General features: G+C 69.5%; 14 protein-coding genes. 12 read left to right on the forward strand and 2 right to left on the reverse strand.

What is annotated here, in order from left to right:
* Positions 1-6 precede the first annotated feature (6 nt).
* The 8 genes from ACFV20_RS16040 (at position 7) to ACFV20_RS16075 (ending at position 6,816) form a co-directional block, all read left to right on the forward strand.
* On the forward strand, positions 7-690 hold the full coding sequence (locus ACFV20_RS16040) for a hypothetical protein (RefSeq protein ID WP_194042695.1): 684 nt from the start codon (positions 7-9) through the stop codon (positions 688-690).
* Positions 690-1,421, forward strand: coding sequence for a hypothetical protein (locus tag ACFV20_RS16045; protein ID WP_385656783.1), 732 nt, complete (start codon positions 690-692; stop codon positions 1,419-1,421). The genes ACFV20_RS16040 and ACFV20_RS16045 overlap by 1 nt, the downstream gene beginning before the upstream one ends.
* Positions 1,418-2,200, forward strand: coding sequence for an alpha/beta hydrolase fold domain-containing protein (locus tag ACFV20_RS16050; protein ID WP_385656786.1), 783 nt, complete (start codon positions 1,418-1,420; stop codon positions 2,198-2,200). Before ACFV20_RS16045 ends, ACFV20_RS16050 begins: the two co-directional genes overlap by 4 nt.
* Positions 2,197-3,183: a nucleoside-diphosphate kinase gene (locus tag ACFV20_RS16055; protein ID WP_385656789.1), complete on the forward strand. Its 987-nt coding sequence runs from the start codon at positions 2,197-2,199 to the stop codon at positions 3,181-3,183. The genes ACFV20_RS16050 and ACFV20_RS16055 overlap by 4 nt, the downstream gene beginning before the upstream one ends.
* Positions 3,180-3,854 carry an HAD family hydrolase gene (locus tag ACFV20_RS16060; RefSeq protein WP_385656792.1) on the forward strand — a complete coding sequence of 225 codons (675 nt, stop codon included), beginning with the start codon at positions 3,180-3,182 and terminating at the stop codon, positions 3,852-3,854. The genes ACFV20_RS16055 and ACFV20_RS16060 overlap by 4 nt, the downstream gene beginning before the upstream one ends.
* Positions 3,841-4,035, forward strand: coding sequence for a (2Fe-2S)-binding protein (locus ACFV20_RS16065; protein WP_385656795.1), 195 nt, complete (start codon positions 3,841-3,843; stop codon positions 4,033-4,035). The genes ACFV20_RS16060 and ACFV20_RS16065 overlap by 14 nt, the downstream gene beginning before the upstream one ends.
* A gap of 344 nt (positions 4,036-4,379) precedes the next feature.
* Positions 4,380-5,399, forward strand: coding sequence for a LuxR C-terminal-related transcriptional regulator (locus tag ACFV20_RS16070; protein WP_385656798.1), 1,020 nt, complete (start codon positions 4,380-4,382; stop codon positions 5,397-5,399).
* Between the two features lie 151 nt (positions 5,400-5,550).
* Positions 5,551-6,816, forward strand: coding sequence for an MFS transporter (locus ACFV20_RS16075; protein ID WP_385656801.1), 1,266 nt, complete (start codon positions 5,551-5,553; stop codon positions 6,814-6,816).
* Between the two features lie 184 nt (positions 6,817-7,000).
* Here the strand turns inward: ACFV20_RS16075 and ACFV20_RS16080 are convergent, their stop codons facing one another.
* Positions 7,001-7,393, reverse strand: coding sequence for a hypothetical protein (locus tag ACFV20_RS16080; protein ID WP_385656803.1), 393 nt, complete (start codon positions 7,391-7,393; stop codon positions 7,001-7,003).
* A 1,136-nt stretch (positions 7,394-8,529) separates the two neighbouring features.
* Between ACFV20_RS16080 and ACFV20_RS16085 the strand changes: the two genes are divergently transcribed.
* Positions 8,530-9,222 carry a hypothetical protein gene (locus tag ACFV20_RS16085; protein WP_385656806.1) on the forward strand — a complete coding sequence of 231 codons (693 nt, stop codon included), beginning with the start codon at positions 8,530-8,532 and terminating at the stop codon, positions 9,220-9,222.
* A gap of 61 nt (positions 9,223-9,283) precedes the next feature.
* On the opposite strand, the gene ACFV20_RS16090 is transcribed toward ACFV20_RS16085, so the two are convergent.
* Entirely contained in the window at positions 9,284-9,757 is a 474-nt protein-coding gene (locus tag ACFV20_RS16090) for an ArsI/CadI family heavy metal resistance metalloenzyme (RefSeq protein WP_385656809.1), read from the reverse strand.
* A gap of 79 nt (positions 9,758-9,836) precedes the next feature.
* Here ACFV20_RS16090 and ACFV20_RS16095 point away from each other — a divergent pair, with 79 nt between their 5' ends.
* From ACFV20_RS16095 to ACFV20_RS16105, 3 genes are read left to right on the forward strand one after another with little or no spacing between them, the layout of a single operon-like run.
* Positions 9,837-10,244, forward strand: coding sequence for an ArsR/SmtB family transcription factor (locus ACFV20_RS16095; RefSeq protein ID WP_385656812.1), 408 nt, complete (start codon positions 9,837-9,839; stop codon positions 10,242-10,244).
* The gene (gene arsB, locus ACFV20_RS16100) at positions 10,241-11,344 is read left to right on the forward strand and encodes an ACR3 family arsenite efflux transporter (RefSeq protein WP_385656815.1); all 1,104 of its coding nucleotides are present in this window, start codon (positions 10,241-10,243) and stop codon (positions 11,342-11,344) included. The genes ACFV20_RS16095 and arsB overlap by 4 nt, the downstream gene beginning before the upstream one ends.
* Positions 11,337-11,756 carry an arsenate reductase ArsC gene (locus tag ACFV20_RS16105; RefSeq protein WP_385656819.1) on the forward strand — a complete coding sequence of 140 codons (420 nt, stop codon included), beginning with the start codon at positions 11,337-11,339 and terminating at the stop codon, positions 11,754-11,756. The genes arsB and ACFV20_RS16105 overlap by 8 nt, the downstream gene beginning before the upstream one ends.
* The last annotated feature ends 146 nt before the right edge of the window (positions 11,757-11,902 follow it).

Here is an 11,902-nt window from a genome sequence, read left to right on the forward strand (position 1 = left end):
CCCCACATGCTTGACGCACTCGACCGGCTGGTCGTCGACTGGTCCGATCTCCCCAAGGCCCGCGCGCAGACCAAGGAGATCCTCACCGCGCTCTCCGAGGACAAGGCGGCCCTGACGCAGCTGCTGGAGCGGGCGCGCGAGGAGGAGGACCTCTTCGACAAGTGCGAGCACCACCGGCTGCTCGACAAGCTCGTCATCTACGACGCCCTGGACCGCGGCTTCCGCATCCGCGTGCACGTCTCGACCGAGGACCACCGCGACCGGCCGCACGACCACCGGTTCACCTTCACCTCGCTGATCATGCGCGGCCAGTACAAGCACGTGCGGCACGAACTCACCGGGCGCCTGTCCGAGGAGGACATCCCGCGCAGCGCCCAGGACGACTTCGACGCCGTGCCCACCGACCTGCGCGTGGTGCCCCGGTTCGTCACCCACGAGCAGGCGGGCAACTGCTACACGCTCCACCACAGCGAGATCCACACCACGTACACCACCCCCGACACCGTCTCGCTCTTCCTGCGCGGCCCCGCGGAGAAGGAGCGCTCGATCATCACCGAGCGCGAGACGGGCCGGGTCTGGTGGCGCTTCGGCGAGGACAAGGAAAAGGCCGAGCGCCGCGGCAGCAAGCGCATCAGCAAGGACTACTTCGACGAACTCACCGGCCGTCTGCGGGCCATGGAGGTGCTGTGATGGTGACCCGCCCGGGCGACGACCTGCTGGACCCCGCCCCGTCGATCCTGCTGACCGCGCCCTCCGAGCAGGACGTCGCCAAGGCCGAGGCGCTCATGGCCTCGCTTCCCAAGGTGCGCTGGGACGACCTGGAGGCGGCGGCGGAGATCACCGAGGCGATCGCCCGCCGGCTCGGCGACGACCGGGCGCTGCTGCGCACCCTCGTGGGCCGCGCGCTGCGCACCCCGGAGCTGCGCGAGAAGTTCGAGTGCCACGCGCTCGACGACAAGATCGTGATCTGGGACGACCAGGACAAGGGCCTGCGCATCCGGCTCCGGCTCGCCAACACCGACCAGTACGAGCGGGTCCACAACCACCGCTACAGCTTCACCGCCTACATCCTGCACGGCGCGTACCAGCACACCCTGTACGCGACCGACCAGCCGCTCGACGAGAGCGCCGACGTCTCCCGCTTCTGGCCGTACTTCGTGCGCGAGGAGCCGGCCGGCCGGTGCATCACCCTCGACCACGAGCAGCTGCACACCACCATCACCGAGCCCGAGACGATCTCGCTGATGATCCAGAGCCCCGCCCGCAAGCAGCGCGCCTTCATGATCCGCCGCGACGACGGGACGGTCTGGTACCGCCTGGGCGCCGCCGAGGAGTCCGCCGAGCGCCGGGCCGAGGTGCGCATGTCCGACGAGCGCATGCACCACTGGCTGTCGCGACTCGAAGCGTTCGGCCTCCTGTGAGCACGGCCTTCGGTCACCTCCGGTACGGGCCGTCCGGGTGGCAGCGCATCGACCTGTACGGGCCGGCGGAACCGGAGGACGGCGACGCGCCCGTCGCGCCCGTCGCCGAGATGCCGCAGGCCGCGCCGGTGGTGCTGGTGCACGGCGGTTTCTGGCGGCACGACCGTACGGCGCAGGATCTGGAACCGCTGGCGTTCGCCCTGGCCGAACGCGGCCACCGGGTCGCCGTGCTGGAGTACCGGCCGAGCTGGGACGGCGGGGCCTGGCCGGGCGCCGCCGAGGACTGCCGGGCCGCCCTGCACCTGCTCGGGCAGAAGGACGGCACTTGGGACGGCGCCGTGCTCGTGGGCCACTCCGCGGGCGCCCATCTGCTGCTCGCCGCCCTCCAGGGGCAGGCCCGCGGGGCCCGCGTCGTGCTGCTCGCCCCGGTGAGCGACCTCGCCGAAGCGGCCCGCCTCGGGGTCGGCGAGGGAGCCGTCGACGTCTTCCTGGCCGGACACCTCGCCGCCGGCGGCACCCACCGGGAGGCGACGCCCGTGCTCGCCCCGGCCGACGCGGCCTCCGTCACGGTGGTGAGCGCACAGGAGGACCAGGCGGTACCGGCGGAACTCACCCGCCACCAGCTGGACCACTGGCCGCAGGACGGACCACGGCTGACCACGGTGTCCGTGCCCGGCGCACGCCACATGCACCTGGTGAACCCGCAGCGCCCCGCCTGCGCAACCGTGCTGGAGCTCATCGGCGGCGGTGCCGCGACCGCCGGGAAAGAGGACAGGTGACCACGACGACCACCGCCGCCCCGGCGCCGGCGGACCCCCACGTGCCGGGCGCGACCCGCTCGGCCGTGCTGCCGCGGGCGTTCGACTCCCTCACCGTGGACCCGCACAAGCGGGACCTGTACCGCCTGGACACCTACGCGCGCGAGGGACTGGAGCTGTTCGGCTCCCCCAGCGAGCGGGCCTGGCTGCACGCGAACACCTTCGTGGTCCTGAAGCCGGACGCCCTGGCCGGCCGGCGCGGCCCGCGGGTGCTGGACATCCTGGAGGAGGAGGGCTGGAAGCCCTTCGCGGCCCGGGCGTTCGCCTTCGACCCGGTCCTGACCAGGGAGATCTGGCGCTACCAGTTCAACGCCGCCTCACGACAGCGCATCGCGGTCGTCGACCACCTGCTGGGCTCCGGCCCGTCCGCGCTCGTCCTGCTGCGTGACACGCGCAGAGCGGGATCCGGCCTGCCCGCGAGCGTACGGCTGACCGCCGCCAAGGGAGCGGCCGATCCCTCCTCCGCGCACGGCCGTGACCTGCGCACCCGCTTCGGCCGGGTCAACGGGCTGTTCAACTTCGTCCACACCCCCGACGAACCGGCCGACCTGGTCCGGGAGTTGCGGCTGTTCACCTACCGCACGGGCACCGCCTGGCTGCGCGCCGCGCTCACGCAGAGCCCGCCCGCCGAGGGGCAGCCGTGCCCGGCCCGGAGCCTGGTCGCCGAGCTGGAACAGGACGTCCCGTCGCACGACCTGGCGGCGGAGCCGAGCCTCGACCGGCTCGCCGGGCGCACCGACCGGTGGGGCGCGCTCGCCCGCGAACACCGCTCGCGTGACGCCGTCCGGCACTGGCTGACGGCCCTGGGCGAAACGGAGTTGCCCCCGGGCGCCGCCCGCTGGGACGTCCTGTCGGTGCTGACAGAATGGATCGACTGCAACGAACCGGGTGTCGCGCCGCTGCTCGCCACCGTCGCGGCCGCCGACTGGAGGAACGAAGAGTGAGCGCCCTTCCCCCCACCCCGCAGGCCGTCGTCTTCGACTGTGACGGACTCCTGGTCGACACCGAGGTCTGCTGGACCCGGGCCGAGACCAAGATCTTCGCCGCCCACGGCCACGCCTTCGGACCGGAGCAGAAGGCCCTGGTCATCGGCCGTACGCTGCAGGGCGCGGGCGAGGCGATGGCCGAGTACTTCGGCCGCCCCGGTGCCGGCCGCGAACTCGCCGCCGAACTGCTCGGGCTGGTACGCGAGGAGCTGGCGCAGGGGGCCGACGCGCTGCCCGGCGCCGCCGAACTCGTCAAGCGCTGCGCCGCGGCCGTCCCCGTGGCGGTCGCCAGCAACTCCCCGCGGGAACTGCTCGACACCGCGCTCACCTCCTCCGGCCTCGCCGACTGCTTCCCGGTGTCCTTCGCGGCCGACGAGGTGACCACGGCCAAGCCGGCGCCCGACCTCTATCTGGTGGCCTGCGAGGCCCTGGGCGCCCTCCCGGGCCGTTCGGTCGCCTTCGAGGACTCCGCCACCGGCATCGCGTCGGCCCGGGCGGCGGGCCTCTACGTCGTCACCGTGCCCTCGCTGCCGGGCGCCGCGCTGGACCACGACTGGCTGGCGTCCTCACTCGCCGACGCCGCACTCGTCCGCTGGGCTGAGGGACTGGGCGACGGTGTCCGACCCTGACGATCCGCTGATCTGCCTGTGCGCGCGGGTGCCCGAGAGTGAGATCGTGGCGGCGATCCGGGCGGGCCAGCGCGACGCGGCGGCGGTGCGTGACGAGACGGGCGCCGGATCCGGCTGCGGGGACTGCGTGGTGGAAATCGAGGACCTCATCGCCTGGACGGATTCCGCCACACGCGCCTGACCGGCCGGAACCCACTCCGGTAACCCTTCAGCCATAGGGCCGAATTCAATCATTCTGGCTTGAACTGTGTCTCAAAACCGTACTGTCGACTGCCTGTAGGGACCATACGCTTACTCTCCGCTTGCCCAATTCGGCAGCGGCCGAATGCGGCGGGTGCGGCGACGACCATTCCGGGGGGTTCAGCGGGGATCCTGTGATGTGGCCAGGACCGTCGTCCGCAATTTCCTCGTGTGGAGACAGGGGCCAGTCCATCGAGGGCCACGGTGGCTGGTCTGCTTGCGCGTGTCAGCGCGGAGGGGGACAGTGTGAGTAATTCACCACTCAAACATATAGCAATTGCTGATGTGACGTCAGAAAGCGAGGCGGATCCGGAACGGGTGTACATTCTGGCGGTCCGTCAGAGGCAGGTCTCACTCAGCGGCCTGAGCGAGACGCTCGGCTGGAACAGAGAGCGCACCGCCGCCGCCGTCGAGAGGTTGTGCCGCTACAACCTGCTGGTTCCGGTCCACCAGGACGGAGAGACCTTCAGCGTCTCCACTCCACGCCATGCGGCGTCGAGACTCCTCGCACCGCTCGACCGGCAGATCGAGACCCTGGAACGCGAGGCGTTCCGGCTCCGCGCCGACCTCGGCAAGTACCAGGACGCCTACACCGAGGCGGTCGCCGGCACCGACCGCAACCTGGAGTTCGTCACCCTGGTCGGCCACGACGCCATCAACGCCGAGCTGGAGCGGGCCGCCGCACGGTGCCAGGAGGAGGTCCTCACGGCCCAGCCGGGCGGCGGCCGCAGCGCGGAGAGCCTGGCATCGGCCTGGTCGGCCACCAAGGACATGCTGGACCGCGGCATCCGGATGCGCACGGTCTACCAGCACTCCGCCCGTTTCAGCCCGGCCACCAGGCGCTACGTCAACCAGGTGACCAAGCACGGCGGACAGGTCCGCAGCCTCGAGGAATTCGCCGAGCGCCTCATCATCTTCGACCGCAAGGTCGCTTTCATCCCGGCCCGCAGCGATCGCGAGGTCGCCCTCGCCATCCATCAGCCGGCCATAGTGGAATTCCTGGTCGGCATCTTCGAGCGGGCCTGGCTCCTCGGAACTCCCTTCCCCTCCCAGAACCGCGCCCCCGAAGTGCAGGTCCTGCTCTCGGGTGTCCGGCTGTCCATCATCAAGCTGCTCGCCGACGGAGAGACGGACGAAACCATCGCCCGCCGTATGGGATTGAGCGTGCGGACCTGCCGCAGCCATATCTCCAAGATCTACGAGATGTTCGGAGCGCGCAGCCGCTGCCAGTTGGGTGTCTTCATCGCCACCTCGGGTCTGCTCGAAGCGGGCGCCGACGACGTCGTCGGGGAAAACGCGAGCTGACATCGATCATGCAATATCCGCAACGCCCGAAGCATAAAAAGTCAGCAAAATCAGCGAGACCGGCGAACTGTGCGAGCTGTGCCATACCTGCAATACCCGTAATGGCCGCACAGGCTGCGACGGCTGCGATTCTCATGGAGGTTGGGGACCGGTGACGGCCGACCAGACGACCAGACCTGATGGCGCATCAGGCACCAGCCGGACAGCGAAGGGGGCGTCGCTGTTCTGGCGCTTCTGGACCGCCACGACGATCAGCGGTGTCGGCGACGCGGTCACCACAGTCGCCCTGCCCCTTCTTGCCGTCAGCGTTCTACACGCGTCGAGTTTTGAAGTCAGCCTCCTCCCGGCGGCCCAGTACGCCGCCTGGATCGCGATCGGCCTGCCCGCGGGCGTCATCGTGCAGCGCCTGCCGCTGCGCGGCACCCAGGTGGCCATGGACGTCATCAGGGCCCTCGCGGTCCTGTCCGTGCCCGTCGCGGCCCTCCTCGACGTCCTGCACCTGGCGCAACTCGTCGTCGTCGCCCTGGTCGTGGGCCTGGCGACCGTGGTGTTCGACGTCGGCAACTCCACCTTCCTGCCGTCGATCGTCAGCAAGGAGGAACTGACCGCGCGCAACAGCCTCACCTCCGGCTCCGCCGCCGCCACGCAGATGGGCGGCCCGGCGGTGGGAGGCGTGCTGGTCCAACTGTGCGGCGCGGCCGTCAGCCTCGTCTTCGACGCCGTCAGCTACCTCGTCTCCGCGGTGCTCCTGCGCAGCCTGCCGAGACCCGCGGTGCCGGCGTCGCCGCAGGGCCGGCGCGAGTCGACACTGTCGCTCATCAAGGAGGGCTGGCACTTCGTCGTCCGCCACAAGGTCATCCGGCTGTGCGCGGCCGCGGCGACCCTGGTGAACTTCACCCTCGGCGCGCTCATGGCGCTCATCCCCGTCTTCCTGGTCAGGACGCTCGACGCCCCGGCGAGCCTCGTCGGCGTCCTGATCGCCACCGAGGGCCTGGGCAGCTTCATCGGGGCCGCCGTCACCACCACTCTGGCCAACCGTTTCGGCAGCGCCCGCACGATCCTGTACTCGACCCTGGCCGGCACCTGTGCCACCGTCCTGCTGCCCCTGGCCGGCAGCGGCTGGGGCCTGCTGCTGTTCGCCCTCGGCAACGTGGGCGTCGGCGCGGCGGCGGTGGTCCTCAGCGTCCTCGCCCGCACCCACCGCCAGACGGTCACCCCGCCGGAACTCCTGCCACGCGTCATGGCCACCGTCCGCTTCGTCTCCTGGGGCGCGGTCCCCGTGGGCGCCCTGACCGCCGGCATCGCCGGCACCCTCCTCGGCAGCCGAGGCGCCCTCTGGCTGATCGTCGCCATCGGCTTCCTGACCCCCCTGGCCATGTGGACGAGCTCCATCCGCGGCCGAAGGGACCTGGACTGAGCCGCACCCCACCCGTGTGCCCCGTCCAGTACCCGGACGGGGCCTACGGGTGGGGCTCGACCGGCCCGCGGTCACACGGCAGCTCAAGGGCCGCAGCGACCTTCCGCTCTGACGCAGGACCCCCGAAGCCTCGGCCCAACCGCCATGCAGTCGTCAGCTGCCGGCTGCCTTCGCAAGCCACCGGTCAGGGGCTGTCGGGGGTTGCCCGTGATGGTCCGTCGTAAGGCTCCCAGTAGGGGTTCTGGTATGCAGAGGACCCCGGAAAGCCATACTCGTCCACGAGTTCCAGGGATACCGTGCTGCCGTCCGACGGAACCTCGCTGAACCATGCACCCTGCTCGATAGTCTCGCCCGGACCAAGCGTTGTGCTCGATGTGCCGCCACTTTCGCTGCAGACAGTTTGCTCAGCATTGAACGGTTCGCCCAGGTCGTCTTCTGTCGGTGCGATGAGCTGCCTCACTGTATCGGGCTGTGAATAACCCTCGCAGTCGAGTTCCTCGGCGCTATCGCTGTGATTCTCGTACCGGATCACATAGTAGATCCATGAGGGCTCACCGCTGGACTCTGCAGATTCCACGTAAACGGGCCCCCATGTAATGCGGACGCTCGAGTTCTCGAATATCAGATTGTGTTCTTCTGGTCCTGTGTTGAACCATCCACTGCCCGGAGTGCCACGTGCGACCCCGGAACCATTGGCCGTGGGGCTTGCACAGAAAGCCATTGCCGACAGGGCCAGCGCGGCAGCTGCCGACAGCGCGCGATGCCTATATGTCCACATGGTTGTTCCCGCGTATTCAGTCTGTCGGTGCCTACGCAAGTTAGCGGCCGCACGCAGTGGTTGGGCGCAGGTGGGGGTGGTTCAGGCGGCTAGGGCGTTGTGCACTTGACACCGCCTGCTGGGTCGTCGGGATCAGCATTGACAGGCTTCGTGTCGCCGTATCTGACGCCATAGAAGAGGTCGCAGGCCTCATCCCATGTCAGAGTCTCGATGCTCGACGCGTCATTTGTGATGGACATGGCGCCGCGCGGGCTGAGACATTTCCAGTCGCCGACAGTCCGAACAACTTGCCAATTGGCGTCCTGGAACCCTTTGGCTTTGCAGTAGGACGTGAGATCAGGTAGGTCGCCCACGACACGTCCTGGAGCGGATTGCGTCACGTGAGCCGGAGTGGCCGGAGCGACCACGAGGGCCGACACCATCGCCAATATACCGGCGATCGGAAACAGCCACCGAATCCTACTGACGGAGGCCCGATGCCCGACTCTTGTGGCGCTGTGGCTCTTCTGGCGCAGCGATTCACTCATGTCTTCTCCCCGTGCCTGGTGCCACCAGGTAACCCCCTCATGACTACAGTGCGACGGCTATGCCGCCAGCGCATCTGGGCAGGGATATTGCATCCCGCTGGTCTGATATCGGTGGCCAGCTGTCACCGCGAGCCTCGGCCCGGTGCAGGGCGGGGTGTTGTGAGGAGACACGGCTTCACCGACCCCGTAGGTGCGAACGGCCGTGTGCTGCGGCGGACGGTGAGGAGCGCGCGCCCAGCCAGGCGCAGCTCAACGGCACAGCGATGAAGGCCATCAACTCCTGCACGTGCGTGGTGGGTTGGCGGTCAGAAGGTCCCCTCGGACGTCATGCAGGTTCCCGGCGCGGGCGGAATCGCAGCTCCCGATAAAGGTTTTCGGTACACGTCGAGGTCGACGATGATGCACGGCATGACCACCCCCACCCGGACCAGCAGACTGGCTCTGCGGCACGCGATGCCGCACCCGCTCGCGATCGACCAGTGGGCGGAGGTGCGTCCGCTGATCGACGACCGGGACGTGCTGGCGGAGATCCATCCCGGCGGGGTGTCGAGCTGCTCGCGGAGGGAGTGGTGCGGGTCGGCTGAGGGGTGGCCGCTGGCGGCGCTGGAGGAACCCCGCCGCGTCGAGCTGTCCAACAACGACTGCTGCACGGGCTGCTGCGGGGGCATCTTCGTCACCATCCAGCGCCGGGGCGACAGGGTGGTGTGGTCCTCATGGCAGAACACCAACGACATCCGGGTACCCGTCCCCGTGGACGTCCACTTCGACGCCGCTCAGTACGACGCGGAACTCGCGCGCGCCGCCGCGGACACGGCTTGGGAACAGCCCGTGGACACGGTCGCCCGGCTCGTCACCCAGGAGCTCGTGCGCGGCGGCTGGTTCGAGCGCTGGGACTGCGTGGTGGACCGAGTGGAGCCGAGGCGTGAGGAACCGGCAGGGGTGGAGGTGTACTTCACCAGCCGCCGCAGTACGGCACCCCACGGCCCCGGTTTCACCTTCGACCTGCCCGTCACCCGAGATGTCCCAGCCGAGGATCAGGCACGACGCCTCATCGGCCGGATCACCTCCGACGACCCCTGTAAGACCGCCGAACCGCTGTGACCAAGACGCGAGCAGCGGCGTGCTTCGCCGTGCGAGGCGTCATGAAACGGGCCCGTTCACCTCACTGCCCGCATGCGCATCCGGTGGCCGCCGGGGCCTCCCCGGTCGCCTGGCCGGCGCAGCAGGCGTCCCCGCCGGTGCCGGGGTCGGCGCTCTTGCCGAGCTGGTCGGCGTCGGCCTTCACGACGTAGACCTCCCAGGGTTCCTGGCCGGGGCCGTGGACCCACACCTTGTCCTGGAGGGCGTAGCAGCAGGAGGTGTCGTTCTCCTCGAAGGTGGCCAGGCCGGCGTCCTTGAGGCGAGAGGTGGCGGCGTCGACCTGGTCGGTGGACTCGACCTCGACGCCGAGGTGGTCCAGGCGCGTGGCCTCGCCGGGCTGTCCCTCGATCAGGACGAGCTTGAGCGGGGGCTCGGTGAGGGCGAAGTTGGCGTAGCCCTCACGCCGCTTGGCCGGTCCGGTGCCGAACAGCTTCGCGTAGAAGGTGATCGACGCTTCGAGGTCGCTGACGCGAAGGGCGAGCTGAGCGCGAGACATGGCACGACTCCCAACGAGTTGTATTGATGCCTTTCGATGCAACGTTGCGCCCTGAATCGAAGGATGTCAACATAGAGGAATGTCGAATCAAGAGTTCGTCGTCCTGGGCCAGGACGAAGCGGCCGGCGGTTGTTGCCCCGCGCTGCTCACGGCCCCCCTGGACGAGGGCCAGGCGGTGGAGCTGGCCAAGGTGTTCAAGGCGCTGGGTGATCCCGTGCGGCTGCGCCTGCTGTCGATGATCGCCTCACGCGCGGGCGGCGAGGTCTGTGTGTGCGACCTGACCCCGGCCTTCGACCTGTCCCAGCCGACGATCTCCCATCACCTGAAGCTGCTCCGGCAGGCCGGTCTGATCGACTGCGAGCGGCGCGGGACGTGGGTCTACTACTGGCTGGTCCCGGAGATGACCGACCGGCTCGCCGCGATCCTGACCCGCCCGGCGGGGGAATCACTGCCCGACCGCACGGCGCCTGCCGGGGCCGCCTCGTGAGCGCTGCGGCCGCCGAGGGGAACGTGGCGGGACGCCTGTCCTTCATCGATCGCTACCTGGCTGTCTGGATCCTGCTGGCCATGGCCGTGGGACTCGGCCTGGGCCGCCTGGTTCCGGGCCTGGGTGACGCGCTGGCCGCGGTGACGGTCACGGGAGTGTCCCTGCCGATCGCAGCAGGCCTGCTCGTGATGATGTACCCGGTGCTGGCCAAGGTCCGTTACGACCGCCTCGACACCGTCACCCGCGACCGCCGCCTGTTGCTGCCGTCCCTGTTGCTGAACTGGGTCGTCGGCCCGGCGCTGATGTTCGCCCTGGCCTGGTTGTTCCTGCCGGACCTGCCCGCCTACCGCACGGGCCTGATCATCGTCGGCCTGGCCCGCTGCATCGCCATGGTCATCATCTGGAACGACCTGGCCTGCGGACACCGCGAAGCCGCCGCCGTCCTGGTCGCCCTGAACTCCGTCTTCCAGGTGATCGCCTTCTCGGCGCTGGGCTGGTTCTACCTCTCCACCCTGCCCGGCTGGCTCGGCCTGGAACAGACCGGCCTGAACGTGTCGGTGTGGGAGATCGCCCGCAGTGTGCTCGTCTTTCTCGGCATCCCGCTCGCGGCCGGTTACCTCACCCGCCGCATCGGCGAGAAGACCAAGGGCCGCACCTGGTACGAAACCAGGCTCGTCCCGCGCATCGGCCCCTTCGCCCTCTACGGCCTGCTCTTCACCATCGTCATCCTCTTCGCCCTGCAGGGCGACGCGATCACCTCGCAACCGCTCGACGTCGCCCGTATCGCTCTGCCGCTGCTGGTCTACTTCGCCGTCATGTGGGCCGGGTCCATGGCCCTGGGCCGCGCCGTCGGGCTGGACCACTCGCGCGCCACAACGCTTGCCTTCACCGCCGCCGGCAACAACTTCGAGTTGGCCATCGCCGTCGCCATCGCCACCTTCGGAGCCACCTCCGGCCAGGCACTCGCCGGCGTCGTGGGCCCCCTCATCGAAGTGCCCGCACTCATCGGCCTGGTGTACGTCGCCCTGTACGCGCGCCGCCACTTCCCCGCCACCCCAGCCGCTGTCCCCGCACCCCAGGAAGACGCAGCCCGTGCCTGACACCACCACCCCGTCCGTCCTGTTCGTCTGCGTCCACAACGCCGGACGCTCCCAGATGGCCGCCGCCTTCCTCACCCACCTCGCGGGCGACCGCGTCCAGGTCCGCTCCGCGGGCTCCGCGCCCGCCGCCACCGTCAACCCGGCCGTCGTCGAGGCCATGGCGGAAGTGGGCATCGACATCGCCGCCGAGGTGCCCAAGGTGCTCACGGTGGAAGCGGTCCAGGCGTCCGACGTCGTCATCACGATGGGCTGCGGCGACACCTGCCCCGTCTTCCCCGGCAAGCGCTACCTCGACTGGGAACTCCCCGACCCGGCCGGGCAGGGCGTCGCAGCGGTGCGCCCCATCCGCGACGAGATCGAGCAGCGCATCCGCGACCTGCTCGACGAGATCACCCCGGCGAACCGGACCTGAGCGCCCGGGACGGCACCCCTTCTCTCGTTGCGACGCGCCTCGGCACGTTCACGAGCGCTCCGCCGTACTTCGTTCTTCTGGATCTTCGTGCACTGCCCCTGTGTGGTGGTGTATCCAGCCTTTCAGCCGTCTCACGCCCCTCCGAG

Origin of the sequence: Streptomyces sp. NPDC059696, from assembly GCF_042733745.1 — a bacterium.
GTDB lineage: Bacteria > Actinomycetota > Actinomycetes > Streptomycetales > Streptomycetaceae > Streptomyces.

Coding starts and splice junctions, on each gene's coding strand:
- ACFV20_RS16040 (WP_194042695.1), top strand. CDS start 7: ATGCTTGACGCACTCGACCGGCTGGTCGTCGACTGGTCCGATCTCCCC.
- ACFV20_RS16045 (WP_385656783.1), top strand. CDS start 690: ATGGTGACCCGCCCGGGCGACGACCTGCTGGACCCCGCCCCGTCGATC.
- ACFV20_RS16090 (WP_385656809.1), bottom strand. CDS start 9,757: ATGTCTCGCGCTCAGCTCGCCCTTCGCGTCAGCGACCTCGAAGCGTCG.
- ACFV20_RS16095 (WP_385656812.1), top strand. CDS start 9,837: ATGTCGAATCAAGAGTTCGTCGTCCTGGGCCAGGACGAAGCGGCCGGC.
- ACFV20_RS16085 (WP_385656806.1), top strand. CDS start 8,530: ATGACCACCCCCACCCGGACCAGCAGACTGGCTCTGCGGCACGCGATG.